Origin of the sequence: Micromonospora sp. NPDC049089 (genome assembly GCF_040648775.1) — a bacterium.
Lineage (GTDB): Bacteria > Actinomycetota > Actinomycetes > Mycobacteriales > Micromonosporaceae > Micromonospora.
This window is the reverse complement of sequence record NZ_JBEZEH010000185.1, coordinates 1-14,455: the sequence shown is the minus strand read 5'-3', so window position 1 is coordinate 14,455 and position 14,455 is coordinate 1. Positions and strand designations below refer to the sequence as shown.

Annotated in this window: 14 protein-coding genes and 1 pseudogene; 6 read left to right on the top strand and 9 right to left on the bottom strand. The window is 72.2% G+C overall.

Annotated elements, in window-relative coordinates; translation table 11 throughout:
* Positions 1-57 precede the first annotated feature (57 nt).
* The 3 genes from AB0B48_RS26095 to AB0B48_RS26085 all read right to left on the bottom strand — a co-directional run bounded on the left by AB0B48_RS26095 (position 58) and on the right by AB0B48_RS26085 (position 4,208).
* Positions 58-2,940 (bottom strand): glycosyl hydrolase, encoded by a 2,883-nt coding sequence (locus AB0B48_RS26095; protein ID WP_357206130.1) that lies wholly within the window; start codon positions 2,938-2,940, stop codon positions 58-60.
* A gap of 157 nt (positions 2,941-3,097) precedes the next feature.
* Positions 3,098-3,472 carry an MmcQ/YjbR family DNA-binding protein gene (locus tag AB0B48_RS26090; RefSeq protein ID WP_357206128.1) on the bottom strand — a complete coding sequence of 125 codons (375 nt, stop codon included), beginning with the start codon at positions 3,470-3,472 and terminating at the stop codon, positions 3,098-3,100.
* Positions 3,473-3,512: 40 nt separating this feature from the next.
* The gene (locus AB0B48_RS26085) at positions 3,513-4,208 is read right to left on the bottom strand and encodes a DUF1223 domain-containing protein (RefSeq protein ID WP_357206126.1); all 696 of its coding nucleotides are present in this window, start codon (positions 4,206-4,208) and stop codon (positions 3,513-3,515) included.
* Between the two features lie 156 nt (positions 4,209-4,364).
* On the opposite strand from AB0B48_RS26085, the gene AB0B48_RS26080 reads away from it, so the two are divergent.
* Positions 4,365-4,667, top strand: coding sequence for a GNAT family N-acetyltransferase (locus AB0B48_RS26080; protein WP_355007976.1), 303 nt, complete (start codon positions 4,365-4,367; stop codon positions 4,665-4,667).
* Between the two features lie 9 nt (positions 4,668-4,676).
* Here AB0B48_RS26080 and AB0B48_RS26075 read toward each other — a convergent pair whose 3' ends face one another.
* Positions 4,677-5,267: a TetR/AcrR family transcriptional regulator gene (locus AB0B48_RS26075; protein WP_357206123.1), complete on the bottom strand. Its 591-nt coding sequence runs from the start codon at positions 5,265-5,267 to the stop codon at positions 4,677-4,679.
* A 122-nt stretch (positions 5,268-5,389) separates the two neighbouring features.
* On the opposite strand from AB0B48_RS26075, the gene AB0B48_RS26070 reads away from it, so the two are divergent.
* A complete protein-coding gene (locus tag AB0B48_RS26070; protein ID WP_357206121.1) occupies positions 5,390-6,106 on the top strand; it encodes an isocitrate lyase/phosphoenolpyruvate mutase family protein in 717 nt (238 codons plus the stop codon).
* A gap of 95 nt (positions 6,107-6,201) precedes the next feature.
* On the opposite strand, the gene AB0B48_RS26065 is transcribed toward AB0B48_RS26070, so the two are convergent.
* The 5 genes from AB0B48_RS26065 to AB0B48_RS26045 all read right to left on the bottom strand — a co-directional run bounded on the left by AB0B48_RS26065 (position 6,202) and on the right by AB0B48_RS26045 (position 11,199).
* Positions 6,202-6,981, bottom strand: coding sequence for an SDR family oxidoreductase (locus tag AB0B48_RS26065; RefSeq protein WP_357206119.1), 780 nt, complete (start codon positions 6,979-6,981; stop codon positions 6,202-6,204).
* A gap of 189 nt (positions 6,982-7,170) precedes the next feature.
* A complete protein-coding gene (locus AB0B48_RS26060; protein ID WP_357206117.1) occupies positions 7,171-8,214 on the bottom strand; it encodes a hypothetical protein in 1,044 nt (347 codons plus the stop codon).
* Between the two features lie 325 nt (positions 8,215-8,539).
* A complete protein-coding gene (locus AB0B48_RS26055) occupies positions 8,540-9,889 on the bottom strand; it encodes an NAD(P)/FAD-dependent oxidoreductase (RefSeq protein ID WP_357206115.1) in 1,350 nt (449 codons plus the stop codon).
* A 1-nt stretch (position 9,890) separates the two neighbouring features.
* A complete protein-coding gene (locus tag AB0B48_RS26050; RefSeq protein ID WP_357206113.1) occupies positions 9,891-10,271 on the bottom strand; it encodes a TcmI family type II polyketide cyclase in 381 nt (126 codons plus the stop codon).
* A 130-nt stretch (positions 10,272-10,401) separates the two neighbouring features.
* Positions 10,402-11,199, bottom strand: coding sequence for a BTAD domain-containing putative transcriptional regulator (locus tag AB0B48_RS26045; protein WP_357206111.1), 798 nt, complete (start codon positions 11,197-11,199; stop codon positions 10,402-10,404).
* 425 nt (positions 11,200-11,624) lie between these two features.
* On the opposite strand from AB0B48_RS26045, the gene AB0B48_RS26040 reads away from it, so the two are divergent.
* The 4 genes and pseudogenes from AB0B48_RS26040 to AB0B48_RS26025 form a co-directional block, all read left to right on the top strand.
* On the top strand, positions 11,625-11,963 hold the full coding sequence (locus AB0B48_RS26040; RefSeq protein ID WP_355007983.1) for a TcmI family type II polyketide cyclase: 339 nt from the start codon (positions 11,625-11,627) through the stop codon (positions 11,961-11,963).
* A complete protein-coding gene (locus AB0B48_RS26035) occupies positions 11,960-13,708 on the top strand; it encodes an acetyl-CoA carboxylase carboxyltransferase subunit alpha (protein WP_357206109.1) in 1,749 nt (582 codons plus the stop codon). Before AB0B48_RS26040 ends, AB0B48_RS26035 begins: the two co-directional genes overlap by 4 nt.
* Entirely contained in the window at positions 13,705-14,235 is a 531-nt protein-coding gene (gene accB, locus AB0B48_RS26030) for an acetyl-CoA carboxylase biotin carboxyl carrier protein (protein ID WP_357206107.1), read from the top strand. The genes AB0B48_RS26035 and accB overlap by 4 nt, the downstream gene beginning before the upstream one ends.
* A 19-nt stretch (positions 14,236-14,254) precedes the next feature.
* A pseudogene (locus AB0B48_RS26025) lies at positions 14,255-14,338 on the top strand (biotin carboxylase N-terminal domain-containing protein); the annotation flags it as partial.
* Positions 14,339-14,455: the final 117 nt, after the last annotated feature.

Here is a 14,455-nt window from a genome sequence, read left to right as displayed (position 1 = left end):
GGGACCGATCCTGGTCCCGCACACCGGCCGACGTCGTGTGGCGTTCGATCTAGCCGATCAGGAGTACGGAAGCCGCAGCACCGACTGGTTGCCGATGCCCAGCGTGGTCGGGTTGTTGCCGATCGCCGACCAGACCTCCACCCGGACCGTGCCGTTGCTCAGCGCGCCCAACGTGCCGGTGGCCGAGGACAGGCCGGCGTTCTGGGTGTAGTGCTCGTAGCCGGTGACCGGGTCGGTGGCGAAGTAGCGCAGCGTCTCCACCCGTTCCCAACTACCGTTGCCGGTGAGGTCGTACGAGATCCGCACCTGCACGCCGTTGCCGACCGCTGTCCCGGCGTCGACGAACAGGTCGAACGCCGTCTGCCCGCCGGCGTAGGCGAGGTTGAGGCCGGTCGCCGTGAAGACCTGGGCGTTGGTCGGCGTACCGTCGTGGTTGCCGTTCGCCGCCGCGACCGTCGTCGTGGCCGCGCTGCCGGCGCCGCCCAACCCACCTCCCGGCAGCAGGTAGCGGGTCGGCCCGCCGGTGGACGGCGGCGGAGTGGTCGTCGGCGGGGTGGTCGTCGGCGGGGGATCCGTCGGCGTCGTCGGGGGAACGCCGCCGGCCGCGTTGCCACCACTCCAGGTGTACGCCCCGGTGGTGGCCGTCTTGCCGGCACCCACGGCGAGCGTGGTGCCGTTGGAGAACGTCACGGTGATCGGCGTCGCCGTCGGGTTCGACGCCACGTAGGTCCGGGCCCCGTTGCGGGAGAAGACCGCGGACAGCGGATGGTTGCCGGTCACCGTCGTGTCGACATTGCCGAGGGCGGCGAGGTTACGGATCCAGTGGAACGTGTGCGCCCGGCTCTCTCCCTCTTCCGGCGTGTAGCCGGGGTTCGCGCGCAGGTTCGCCAGCGCGGCGTCGGCGTCCCCGAGGGCCTGGAACTGCCAGAGGATGTCCTGCCACACCGTCGGTTGTCCGCCGTTGTTGCGGACGAGTTCGGCGTAGTTGGTCCGCACGTACGCCGGGTTGTTACCGAGGTAGAGGTGACCGCCGGTGACCGGCAGCAGGTTGATGCCCTGGATCATCTCCGGCTCGGCGCTGAACCAGGTGGCGTACGCGCCGCCGTCACCCCAGACCATGCCGACCGTCGAGTGCCCGAAGGCGGCGGGGAAGTTCTGGTCGCTGACGTCGAACCAGTACTCCTGGATCGCCGCGGCCTGCGTGGTGTAGAGGAAGACACCCGCGTCGCGGACGGCGGTGTCGCCGGTCGTCTGCCCCCACTGGATCAGGGCGTTCGCGAAGTTCATCCCCTCGGACGAGGACTCCTGGTTGTTGCCGGAACCGAACGAGCCGTGCCCGGACGCCCAGTCGTGCCCGGCGTAGATGTCGAAGTCCCGCAGGTACGGGAAGCGGGTGTCGTCGCGACGGTAGTTGTTGGCGTCGCGGATCAGCAGGTCGACCATCCCGCCGTAGCGGCTGGTGGCCGCCCAGGCCGGGTCGAACTTCGCCAGGGTCGCGGCGGCGGCGATGTAGTAGCCGTAGTGGAAGTGGTGGTCGTTGAGCTCCTGGTCGGACCCGTACGACGCCGGGTAGCCGATCAGCGTGCCCCAGTTGTTGTCGTAGTAGAAGACCCGGCTGGTCTTGCCGCTGGACGCGGTGAACCAGTCGGTGAGCGTGCTGCGGATCGCGTTCAGCGCGCTGTCGCGCGTCGTGGTGTCGTTGACCTGGTCGGCGATCTCGGCGATCCGCGCGGCACGGCCGAGCCCCTTGCCGGTCCAGTAGGTGTCGTTGCCGCGTTGGTCCATCGGGTTGGCGCGGGTGGCGGCCAGGTGGCCGGTGAGCGTCGACAGGTCGCCACCGCTGCCGTCGCCGACGGCCGGCAACTCCGGCAGGATGCCCTGGAACTTCATCGCGGTGCGGAACTGGTTGACGCCGGTGAGCACCTTCATCCGGCCACGCGCCGACGGATAGGTCGGCGTGATCGCTGTGGAACCGCTCAGCGACTTCCACTGGTGCGGGTAGAGGCTGACCACCGTCTGCGTGGCGGTGCCCTCCCGGGCGGTGGTGGTGAACGCGTACGTGGTGGTCAGGCCGCTGGTCGCGGGGTTGTAGGCGTACGAGACCTGGGTGCCGGTCACGTGGGCGTGCGCGTACTGACCGTAGGTCGCGGCCAGCGCGGCGCGCTCCGTCGCGCTGGACGTCGGCGGCAGCAGGGCGACGGAGAAGTAGCCGCGGCCGGCCAGGGTGGACGAGATCCGGCCGGACGCCACGGTCCAGGTGGCGCCGCTGGGCGCGAACCCGACGTAGTCGTGGCCGTTGACCCGGAAGCCGATGGTGGCACCACTGTTGGACCAGACGTCGGGGGTGCCGGCGGTGCTGATCTGCGCGTTCCCGCCGGTGGTCTGGAAGTACGCGAAGGGCAGACCGTGGCCGATGGTCGCGCGCATGGTGCGCGTGCCGTCGCTCCAGTGCGGGCTGACCGTCCAGTCCGTCCAGCCGTCGACCTTTACCAGGGGTGCGGCGAGCCCGGCCACACCGACCCGGATGTCCTGCACGTACGGGTAGTGGAACTCACCGACGCCGGTGGCGGTGCCGCTGATGGCGGGCGTGGAGTTGGCGGAGAAACCGAGGCCGTCGCCGAAGGTGTCGTAGGAGATCGGGTGGGCGTGCAGCGGCTCACTGAACGAGCAGTCGGTGCGCTTCCACAGCAGCGAGGACCACCAGTCGTTGGTGGGGATCGGCCCGGCGGGCGCGTTGGCGGTGGCGAACTGCCGGGGGTTGCTGGTCATCGCGCCGCAGCCGCTGGGCAGCGGGCCGACCGGGGTGGTGGTGTAGCTGCCGGCGCCGACGGGTGCGGCCTCGGCTGCGCGGGTGACGGGGATGGTGAGGCCGCCGACGACCAGGGCCAGCGCGGTGGCGGCGGCCAGGGCCCATCGGCGGTGGGGGACGGGAGGTTTCATCGTGCCTCCATCGCGCGCGCCGGGTGCGGCCCTTGCCGGGTCCAGCGCTTTGCGTCTGAATTGGGGGGAAGGTCGGGTGAGAGAGCGCTCTCTCGGCCACGGTAATGGAGCACCGAGATCCCCGTCAATGTGTCCAACGCGTTGCGTGCTGATATCGCTATTTGCCGGCGCCCGCACTGTCGCTCAACAGCGACTCCGGTACGCGCATCCGCCACGCGTCGGTCACCAGCTCGGTCAACCGGTCCAGGTCGACCGCCGCCAGGCGCAGCAGCACCAGGGGCAGGCCCTCGTAGCCGGGCGTGGTGAAGAAGATCTCGGGCTCCCCGAGCAGGAGAGCCTGCTTCTCGGCCTCGTCGCCGACGAACAGCACCGCGATGTCGAGCCGGATCACCCGGGGCTTGCCCGGTGTCCGCTCCGGATAGGACCAGACGAAGCCCTTGTCGGCCACCCGGAAGTCGAAGCCGTCACTGGCGATCTCCACCGTGTGCGGCAGGGCCAGCGCCACCCGGCGTACGTCGTCCGCGTCAGCCACCGGATCCCCTCACACCGCGCGCCATCCGCATGGGCTGAGATTACGCGGTGGACAGCTCGATGGCCGTGGCGCCGACGATCGCCCGTTCGCCGTTCTCCTGGACGTAGCCGACCACGCTGGCGCGTCGCGGATCGAGACCAGGTGGCGTCGCCAGCTCCAGCTGCCCTCGCTCGGCGTCCAGGCCCACCGACCTGAAGGCGCGTACGACGTTGTCCTGCCGCAGCGTCCGCCCGGCGTTCTCCCCCCGGGCGATGGCGCTGGTCAGCTCTCGTTCCACGACCGCCAGGTGCACCACCGCGCGCTCCGGCGGCTGTTCGGTGCGGTAGTCCACCATCACCCGGTCATTGCCCAGGTTGGCGATGGAGAGCGCCAGTGGTGTGGCGGCGGTCGAGGCCATGGCGGACATGATCGCGGCGGCTGCCCGCCGGCGATCGGAACCGACGAACTCGACGGTGCCGTTGACGACCATCTGCGGGGTGTAGAGACCCCGGGTGCCGAACGCGCGCGCGTACGCCTCCTGACGCGCGGTGTACGCGGCGTCCGCGAACTGGTCGGGCCAGCCCAGGTCGTCCCAGTAGTCGACGTGGAACCCGAGGGCGAAGACGTTCTGGCCCCGGTCCCGGGCGTCGCGCTCGATCTCGCTCAGCAACTCCTCCGCGGGCGGGCAACTGTTGCAGCCCTGGGACGTGAACATCTCGACGACGGCGAAGCCGCCGTCCGTCGATGGATTCGTCATGGTGGCGTGTCCCCTCCCACGGTCTGCCCGACGGCGTCGCGTACCCCGGTGCCCGGCGGCCTTGCGTTTCCCGTTCCGGCCGAGACAATGCGCGTGGGGCCGCGTCCCTGCCGGCCTCGCGACGAGCGCCGTCGGGCCGGGTGGTTGGATGGTCGGGTGCAGTTCACCGTGACAGACGCGCCGGCGCGGGAGCGTTTCGAGGCGCGCGACGAGGCGGGCACGGTCGTCGGGTTCGTCACCTACCAGCTGACCGGCTCGATCATCGCCTACACCCACACCGAGGTCGATCCGGCGTACGAGGGCAAGGGCGTCGGGTCGACGCTGGCGCGGGCCGTGCTGGACGACGCGCGGGGCAAGGGCCGGACCGTCGTGCCGATCTGCCCGTTCATCGCCGACTGGGTGGTCAAGCACCCCGAGTACGAGAGCATCGTGGTGCGCTCCACCCGCAAGATCAAATAACAGCTGGTGTCAGGCGTCCGGTAGGAGCTTGGCGGCGAGGTTGCGGGCCGTGGCGGTCAGGGTGTCGATGTCCAGCCCCGTCCGCCCCATGAACACCAGGCCCTGCTGCGCGGCGAGCAGCGCGCGCGCCGTCTCGACCGGGTCGACGTCGCTCGGCAGGTCGCCCTCGTCCTGCGCCCGCCCGACGCTCTCGGCGACCAGGGCGGTCGTCGCCTCGTAGGTACGCCGCGCCTCGGCGAGGACGTCGGGATCGCTGGTGGCGAGTTCGTACGTGCTGTTGGCCATGAGGCAGCCGCGCCGGGCGGCAGCACCATCGGTGTCGTTCACCGGTGCCATGACGAACGCGCGCAGCGCGTCCAGGGCGCGGGGGGCGGCGGCGAGCATCTCGCGCAGGTAGCCGCCGCTGGTGTCGGTGTATTCCCGCAGCGCCCGCAGGAACAGCCGGTGTTTGTCGCCGAAGGCGCCGTAGAGGCTGCCCTTGCCCAGCCCGCTGACGCGTACCAGGTCCTCCAGGGAGGTCGCCGCGTAGCCGGCGTCCCAGAACTGGTCCCGGACGGCGCGGATCACCTGCTCCTCGTCGAACTGCCGTGGCCTCGCCATCTGACCAGCGTAACGATTGTTGACCGTATGGTCCACCAAACGTAGGGTGGTCCGATGCGCACTGCGGCGAAGATGCCGCCCGACAACGGCCGGATCGTCACCATCGGCGGGAGACCACAACGATGACAGCCTCCACCTTCCGCGCCCTGCACCACGACCGTGCCATCGGTGACCCGCTCGTCCTGCCGGGCCCCTGGGACGCGGCCAGCGCCCGGGTCCTGGCCGACGCCGGTTACCCGGCGCTCGCGACCCCGAGCGCGGGTGTGGCGGCCTCGCTCGGGTACGAGGACGGCGCGACACCGCCGGACGAGATGTTCGCGGCTGTCGCGCGCATCGTCCGCGCCGTGTCCGTTCCGGTGTCCGCCGACGTCGAGGGCGGTTACGGCCTCGCCCCCCGCGAGCTGGTCGGGCGGCTGTTGGAGGCTGGCGCCGTCGGCTGCAACCTGGAGGACTCGGAGGGGGACGCCACCCTCAAGGACCCCCGGCGGCACGCTGACTGGCTGGCCGAGGTGCGCGCGGAGGCGGGCGACGCTCTCTTCGTCAACGCCCGCGTCGACACGTTCCTGTTCGGAACGGGTGACCCGGCCGACGCGGTGGAACGTGCCCGCCTCTACGTGGCTGCCGGCGCCGACTGCGTCTACCCGATCCTGGCGCCGCCACAGGTGCTCCCGCGGCTGCGGGAGGGCATCTCCGGGCCGATCAACATGGCCGCCGGACCCACCCGGGAGTCCGTTGCCGAACTGGGCCGGCAGGGCGCCACACGCATCACCTTCGGGCCAGGAATGCAGCGGTACGCGATGGCGTCGATCGGCGACCTCGCGGCCGAGCTTCGCGCCTGAGCCTGCCCGTCGACCCGGAGGATCGGGCGCAGCGCCTTCCGGCTTGCGCCGCACCATCGACGGTGACCGTTTCACACGGCTGACCGAACGGGGCACTAGATGACGGGGAGTTCACCACCGTCGACTGTCAGGCTTACTCCGGTGACCCACTGGGCCCGGTCCGATACGAGGTAGGCGACTGCCTCGGCGATGTCGCGCGGGTCTCCGGGACGACCCAGAGGGATGCCCGCTGTGGTGGCGGCAAGCGTGACCTCCATCGCGTCGGCGAAGTTCTGGCGGATCGCGTCTGCGCCGGGGGTGAGCACGTTGCCGGGAATGATCGTGGTGACGCGGATTCCGGCAGGCGCGAGCTCGGAGGCGAGCGCTTTGCCGTAGGCGTTGAGGGCGGCCTTGGCGGCGCCGTAGTGCGCCAACGGCGGTGCCGGCGTGAGGGACGCTCCCGACGAGATGTTGACGATCACGCTGCCCGACCCGGCCTCGCGTAGCGCCGGTAGCAGCTCGTTGTTGACTCTCACGGCGGACAGGTAGTTGAGGTCGAGCGCGTCGATCCACTCCTCATCGGGGATGGATGAGATACCGCCGATGTGGGCGCGTGCCGCCGCCGCGTTGTTGACCACGATGTCGACGCCGCCGAGTTCGTCGAGCGCTGCCGCAGTGAATGCCCGTACGCCCGAGAGCGTGCCGATGTCGCCCTGAATGAAGGTCGCGGCCTTCGGCGTCTCGTCGGAGGCGTTACGCGCCGTGGTGACGACAGTCGCGCCGCCGTCGAGCAACCGCTGCACGATGGCAGCGCCGATCCCGCGAGAACCTCCCGTGACGACCGCGCGCTTGCCGGCGAACTCGGTGGGATCCGGCGGGGCAAGAGCTTTGAACATGAACTCACAGTAGCGAGTGCCACGGTGCTCGGCGGGCTGATCGTCAGCACGCATCGCGGGCTTGGCGCGACCTCGCCGACCTCGCCGTCGGACTGAGCGAGCGCGGCGCGCCCATTGCCTATTCAGCGACGGCCGAGCCCCCGGCGCGCCGTCGTGGTGGACGGCTGCCGGGGGCTCGAACGCAGTCGGTCAGGCCTGGTTGCCGTTCGGCAGCACCGCGGCCATCTCGTCGCCGGCGCCGGCGAGCACGCGTGCCTGCTGCGGCCAACTGCCCAGCCCAGGTGCGGCGCGCAGGCCGGCGGCCCGGATCAGGTCGCGCAGCGCCGGCTCGTCCAACCCGCCGAGCTGGTCGTACGTGCGCACGCCAGCGTCCTGCAACGCGGCCGCCATCTTCGGCCCGATCCCCTGGATCCGGCGGAAGTCGTCGGCAGGGCCCGTCGGGTCGGCGTCGACGCTGCTGATCGTCGTGTCGGCGGCCGAACGGACCGGAGGGGTCGCGGCGGGGGTCGGGCGGACCGGAGGCGCGGCCACCGCCGACTCGTCGGCCTCGGTGGAGGCAACCGCAAGCTCGGCGTCCACGGGCTCAGCGTCCACCGGCTCGGCGTGCACCGGCTCGGCGTGCACCGGCTCGGCGTGCACCGGCTCGGCATCGGACGGGCCCGGGGTCCCCAACGACTCTGCCGGCGTGGCGTCGACCGCCGTGGCCTTGGTCTCCACGTCGTCGGCCGGCGTCGTGTCGAGCGGTGCGGTGTCGGCGGACGGGAGGTCGTCCGCCGGCTGGCGGGGGGCGACCACGGCCGCCGGGGCGGGCTGCTCGTCGGCCGGGACCGGCTCGGTGGCCGAGTCCACGCCCGAGTCCTGCCGCAGCTCGGCGGCGTCGGGCTGCTCGGTGACCGGCACGGGCGGCGGGTCCTCGGTCAGCGCCATGTCCGCCGGGTCGACGGTGCTCGGGGCGTCCGCCGGCACGGGCACCGGGGTGGGACCGTCCGGTCCGGTCACTGCGGCCGGCGCGCTGACCGTGTCGACCGGTACCGGCTCGTCGGCTACCGCGGTGGGTGCCGGGTCGACGGCGGCGGCGGGCTGGGCCTCGTCGGTGGTGGCGGCCGGCGTGGGCGTGGAGATCACGGCCAGACCGGCGACGGGGTCACCATCCACAATCGATTTGCCCTGTACGCCCCGCCGGCCGCGCAGCAGCCACCCGGCGGCCAGGCCCAGCAACAGTGCAAGTACCACTATCAGTGAGTGTCCGAAAGACCACGCCACGGCGAACCTCCCTCTCAGGTCGTTGGAAAAGTCACGAGAAAAACTCGCCGCAGCTTCGCACACGCGTATTGCCGACGACAGGCAGGATCGGCCGTCAGCGTTGCGGGTGGGACAGCCACCTCAGCCGGTGCCTGCCGGGTGACACAGCGTCGCCCGATCACACCAGAAGACGGCCCGATGAGACCCGGGTCGGGCACGGAGCGGGTCAGGTGTGGCTCGGTCGGATGGAGCGCTCCGGACGCGATGAGACCCGGGCCCGGCGAGGACGCCGAGCCCGGGTCGGGTGATGCCGGGTTCAGTCCCGGTCGCCCTCGTAGGTGTGGAATTCGTCGACGAACCGGCGACGGAGCCGTGGTATCCGGCTGGTCACTCCGAAGTAGCCGCGCGCGCCGAGCAACGCGAGTCGACCCACCACCGGCCGGTACATCCGGTCGTCGCCGCTGGTGCCGCTGCGGTTCAACGATTCGGCGACCCGGGCGAAGCCGTACGGCGCCATCACGGCCTCGTAGTCGGCGACCGCCTGGAGCAGCGTCTTGTCGCCGGCGGTGGCGCGGCTGAGTTGTGCGCAGAGCAGGCGGGCGTCGCGCAGCGCGGTGTTCGCCCCCACGCCCCGGCCCGGGGTCATGGTGTGGATGGCGTCGCCGAGCATGGTGACTGTGCTGCTCTTCCAGGGCGGCACCGGCTCGGATGTGGACACTTTGATCGGTAGGGCGCTGGCCGGGTCCGCGTGGGCGAGCAGTTCCCGCAGGTGCGGGTGCCAGTTCGCCGTGAGATCCAGGGCGACCTGCACCAGGTCCTCACCGCGGCGTTCCATGATGTCGGTCGGGAACCGGTTGGCCGCACTCCAGATGATCAGGTTGATGTTGTCGGTGGTGGTGTCGTGGGCCAGGCCGGGCCAGTCTCGGAGCAGGGCGGCGTCGGGCTCGCTGACGCCGGGCTTCATCGCGCGTTCGGCGTCCCACTTGAACTCCATGACGTGCAGCACGCCCATCATCCCGCCGACGCCGAAGATCAGTGAGATGCCCTGCTGGACCCGCTCCGGAATGAGACCGCGGGTGTGCGGGGTCAGCGGGATGCGGGTGGCGATGTTGATCGTCCCGGCGTCGCGGGTGACGGCGTGTGGCAGGTACTGGCGGCGTACGGCGGAATGGGTGCCGTCGGCCGCCACCAGCAGGTCGCCGGTGGCGCTGGTGCCGTCGGCGAAATGCGCGGTGACAGTGCCGTCGTCGCGCTGCTCGTACCGGGTGAAGGTCTTGTCGAAGTGCACCACGTCCTCCAGGCCGGTCAGTAGCACCTGGCGCAGCACCATCCGGGCCACCGAGTGCTCGGTGCGGACCGGGTCGGCGGTCGGCCGCAGCGCGAACGACGCGGTCTGGCGCAGCCCCTGGGTGACGACGTTGAAGTAGTGCGGCGGCCGGGCGCAGGTGGCCAGGAAGGTGGCGAACAGCTCCGGGGGCAGGCACTCCTTCAGCGCTCGGCTACCGGTGGGGCCGATGCCGACCCGGTAGCCGAGCAGCCCCTCGGCGCGGTCGCGGTGCCGTTCGTAGACGGCGACGCTGATCCCGGCGCGGCGCAGGCCGTGCGCCAGGCACAGCCCGCCCGTGCCCGCGCCGATGATCAGGACGTGCGGCGGCGCGGCGGACATCTCAGCCGGCCGGGTGCGCGGCGGGCGCCTCGGTGACGGCCGGCCGCGGAGCGGGTGCCTCGGCCGCGTCCCACCGGTAGAAGCAGCCGGCGATCGCGTCCCGGGGGGAACGCCAGGTCGGCAGGTACGGCGACGTGTGCGCGGAGAGCCGCTCGTTGACCTGTCGGAAGAGCGGGTGGTTGCGGGCCGCCGCGAGCGCGTCCGGGTCGACGTCGTCCGAGGTCTCCAGCAGGTGTACGTACAGGTCGTGCAGGCAGTACAGGGATCGGTGCGTGACACCGGTCAGGCCGGGCAGTTCGGTGGCGTCGGACTCGGCGAAGATCTGCGCGACCCGCCCCTCCGCTCCCGGGATGATCCGGCTGACGATCAGTAGACGACTCATGGGACCCCTTCCGCCGGTGGCCTGCCCGACCCCTCGGGGACCGGTGCCACGTGCTCTGTGCGCCCACCGTGCCGTAGCGCCTGTCACATCACCGTCACGTAGGCCGAACGGACGGTGACGGCCACCGCTGTCACGTACGCCGGACCGCGGGTGACGGGCGGTCGGCGACGGCCTCGCGGCTGGCCTGGCGGATCGGGGCGAGGGTGTCGTCGAGCAGGGCGCTCATGGCCGGGCTCGGCTCCAGCCGCAGCTCCCGGCGCAGCAGGTCCCGATAGACGTAGAAGGCGTGCACGGCTTCGAAGGCGTTGCCCTCGGCCAGGTGGATGCGGACCACCAGCCGGTGTGGTGTCTCCCGTAACGGCTCGGCGGCCATCGCCTCCAACGCGGCTTCGAGGGCCTCGCCGTGCCGCCCCGCGGCCAGGTGGTGCCCGGCCACCTGTTCCAGCATGTGCAGCCGGAGTTGGCGCAGGCGTTCCCGGTCCAGCAGCACCCAGTCGTCGTACCAGCCGGGCAGGAGGTCGTGCCGCCCGGCGGCGAGCGCGCCGGCCGCGGTGCGCGGGTCGTCGCCGTCCCGGACCCGGGCCGCGGTGCCGACCAGGTCGTCCACGTCGAGCCGGACGGCCGGGCCGAGGCGTACGGTGTCGCTGGCCACTGTCATCGGGCAGCACGGGTCCTGTCGCAGCCGCCACAGGGCGGTACGCAGGGAGGACAGCGCCCGTTCCTCCGACGCGTCGGGCCAGAGCAGCCCGGCGAGCTGGCTGCGGGTGGCGCCGGGGCGGAGCCCGATCAGCGCGATCACCCGTTGCAGCCCGCGCGGCACCACGACCGGCACCGCCTCGCGGAGGAGCCGGAACCCTCCGAGCAGGTGCAGTGAGACGCCCTCCTCGGGCGGGTCTCCGGCGGTCGGCACGGACGAATCAGCGGCCACGGCGGCACCCCCTGCGGAACGCTCGTCCCGACTGTCTGCTGTGTCCCGGATCGGTTGCCCTCGACGCCACTGTCGACCCCGCCGATCGCGGCGTGGCCGGGCGCGGCCCCGCCCGCCGAGGCCGCCGGGCTGACCACGCTGAAGATTATCAATAACGGTCACGTTGCGTCAACGCCGACGTGGACGTTCTATTGGCGACGGCCAACCCGAAATCGGTTCTGAACTGCATAAACATTAGCGCATCGAACCCGCCCGGCACATAGCTGATACACAGGTTGCGTCAACGCAGCGTCACCGTCATCCGTCGCTGGCCGACCTGGCACGGTGACGCCGCCGTGACGAGGATCGGCGCATCGTGTCGGCAGTCGTCCAGCGCGTCCGGGGGCCACCCGTCGCCGGCCGGACGCCGTGGGGGGAGGCCCAACATGGACCGATCACTGATCATCGCGAAGGTCGATCCGACCGCCGAGGAGCGGGTCGCCGAGATCTTCGCCGAGTCGGACGCGACGGAGCTGCCGCGCCTGGTCGGTGTCCGGCACCGCTCGCTGTACCGACTGCACGACCTCTATGTGCACCTGCTCGAGACCGCCCAGCCGGCGGAGGGCGCGGTGGAGGCCGCGCGTGACCACCCCGAGTTCATCCGAGTCAGTGACCGCCTACGCCCGTACGTGTCGCCGTACCTGTCGACCTGGCGCTCGCCGCGCGACGCCATGGCGCGGTGCTTCTACCGGTTCGACTCCCCGGACACCGGGCGGCGGTCGTGACGGCCACCGCGCCGCGTGAAGAGCAGCTCTGGTCCCGCTGCGCGGGCTGCGCGACCCTGCTCTACCGCAAACGGCTGCGCCGCAACCTCGACGTCTGCCCGGAGTGCGGGGAGCATACCCGACTCGGCGCGCCGGAACGCCTGCGCCAACTGGTCGACCCGGGTTCGCTGCGCCTGCTGCCCGACCGGCTGCCGGGGGCGGACCCGCTCGACTTCGTCGACGTGCTGCCGTACCCGCACCGGCTCACCGGCGCGCGGGCCAGCACGGGTCTTGCCGAGGGGGTCGTCTGCGCCACGGCCACCATCGGCGGGAACCCGGTGACCCTGGCGGTGATGGACTTCCGCTTCCTCGGCGGCAGCCTGGGCTGCGCGGTCGGCGAGCTGATCACCAGGGCCGCCGAACGGGCGCTCGACGACCGCACGCCGCTCGTCCTGATCACCGCGTCCGGCGGGGCGCGGATGCAGGAAGGCGCGCTGTCGTTGATGCAGATGGCGACCGTCAGTCAGGCCATCGCCGCGTTGCGCGAGGCGGGACTGCTCACCGTGAGCGTCCTCACCGACCCGACCTACGGCGGAGTGGCCGCCTCGTTCGCCACCAACACCGATCTGGTGCTCGCCGAGAGTGGCGCGCGGATGGGCTTCGCCGGCCCCCGGGTGATCCGTCAGATCACCGGGCGGGCCCTGCCGGAGGGCTTCCAGACCGCCGACTTCCTGCTCCGACACGGGCAGGTCGACATGGTGGTGCAGCGCCGGTCGCTGCGCGGACGGCTGACGGCGCTGCTCGCCGCGACCCGCGCCGGCCGTCCGGCGCATCCGCCCGTACCCCGTCAGGAGCCGGCGTCGCACCGCGAGCGCCTTGCCGACGACGGCGCCGTCGTGACGGGGCCGACGGACCCGGCGGCCGAGGGAGACGCCGGCAACCCGGCGGTACGCGACGCGTGGGACACCGTCCGGATGGCGCGGCACCCGGGGCGGCCCACCACACTGGACTACCTGGACTCGGTCTTCGACGGGTTCGTGGAGCTGCACGGCGATCGGCTCGGTGCGGACTGCCCGGCCATCGTTGGTGGGGTGGCGCGGTTGGCCGGCCGGCATGTGATGGTCATCGGTCACCAGAAGGGGCACACCACCGCCGAGCTGGTCGCCCGCAACTTCGGCATGGCCAGCCCGGCCGGGCACCGTAAGGCGCTGCGGCTCATGCGCCTCGCGGCCCGCCTCGGCCTGCCCGTGGTCACCCTGGTGGACACCCCCGGCGCCGACCCGGGGGTGAGCGCCGAGGAGCACGGCCAGGCGGCGGCCATCGCGGAGAACATCCTCACCCTCACCGTGCTGCCCACCCCCGTGCTCGCGGTGATCACCGGCGAGGGTGGCAGCGGCGGCGCGTTGGCGCTGGCGGTGGCCGACCGGGTGCTGATGCTGGAGAACGCCGTCTACTCGGTGATCAGCCCCGAGGGGTGTGCGGCGATCCTCTGGCCGGACCGGTCGGCGGCCCCGCAGGCCGCCCGCGCCCTGCGACTGACCGCGCCCGACCTGCGCCGGCTCGGGGTTGTCGACGAGGTCGTGCCGGAGCCGTCGAGCGCCGCGCACGACGACCCGGCGGAGGCCGCCCACCGGTTGCGTGCCGCCCTGCTGGCCAACCTCCTGCCGCTGCTGGACGTGCCGCCGGCCATGCTGGTCCGGCTGCGCCGGCAACGCTTCCGACGGTTCGGCGCGAACCGCGTCGGCGCTCGGGCGGGCCTGCGATGACGGCCGGCGACGGGGCGCTGTCGACAGTCGACGCGTCCGACGACGTCGGGGTGAACGGCGAGGAGGCCCTCGCCGGGCTGCGCCGGCAGGCGCAGCACCTGATCGCCGAGCTGGCCGGGCCGGTGCGCCGGATCCGGCTGCGCAGCGGGCCGGCGGTGCTGGAGGTCGAGTGGCACCCCGAGGAGGCGACCCGACCGGACGTACCCCTGCCCCGGGCCGAGGCGGCACCGGCGGTCGGTCCGGCGCCCAACGCCGCCCCTGCAATGCTCCGGCCGCCGGTGCCCGGGCGTGCCGCGGTGCGGGCACCGATCGTCGGCACCTTCTACCGGGCGCCGGAGCCGGGCGCGCGGCCGTTCGTCGCGGTGGGCGACCTGGTCCGCCCCGGCCAGCCGGTGGCCATCGTCGAGGCGATGAAGCTGATGAACGAGGTGACCGCCGACCGGGCCGGCCGGGTGGCCGCGATCCTCGTCGAGGACGGCCAGCCGGTCGAGTACGACCAACCGCTCGTCGAGCTGGATCCGGCATGACGGCGCGGGGTGGTTGACCATGTTCGAGACCGTGCTGATCGCCAACCGGGGCGAGATCGCGCTGCGGGTGCTGCGCGCCTGCAAGGAGCTCGGCGTCCGGACGGCGGGGGGGGAAACCCCCCCCCCCCCCCCCCCGGGGGGGGGGGGGGGCGCCCCCCAGGCCCGCCGGGTGGGACCGGCGGCGGGCCCGCGCCGCTACCGCAAACCCCCCCCCCACCTG

Excerpts from the sequence above, each read along its gene's own strand:
- AB0B48_RS26050 (WP_357206113.1), bottom strand. The coding sequence starts at position 10,271 with ATGAGTCGTCTACTGATCGTCAGCCGGATCATCCCGGGAGCGGAGGGG.
- AB0B48_RS26055 (WP_357206115.1), bottom strand. The coding sequence starts at position 9,889 with ATGTCCGCCGCGCCGCCGCACGTCCTGATCATCGGCGCGGGCACGGGC.
- accB (WP_357206107.1), top strand. The coding sequence starts at position 13,705 with ATGACGGCCGGCGACGGGGCGCTGTCGACAGTCGACGCGTCCGACGAC.
- AB0B48_RS26085 (WP_357206126.1), bottom strand. The coding sequence starts at position 4,208 with ATGACGAATCCATCGACGGACGGCGGCTTCGCCGTCGTCGAGATGTTC.
- AB0B48_RS26040 (WP_355007983.1), top strand. The coding sequence starts at position 11,625 with ATGGACCGATCACTGATCATCGCGAAGGTCGATCCGACCGCCGAGGAG.
- AB0B48_RS26070 (WP_357206121.1), top strand. The coding sequence starts at position 5,390 with ATGACAGCCTCCACCTTCCGCGCCCTGCACCACGACCGTGCCATCGGT.
- AB0B48_RS26075 (WP_357206123.1), bottom strand. The coding sequence starts at position 5,267 with ATGGCGAGGCCACGGCAGTTCGACGAGGAGCAGGTGATCCGCGCCGTC.
- AB0B48_RS26065 (WP_357206119.1), bottom strand. The coding sequence starts at position 6,981 with ATGTTCAAAGCTCTTGCCCCGCCGGATCCCACCGAGTTCGCCGGCAAG.
- AB0B48_RS26095 (WP_357206130.1), bottom strand. The coding sequence starts at position 2,940 with ATGAAACCTCCCGTCCCCCACCGCCGATGGGCCCTGGCCGCCGCCACC.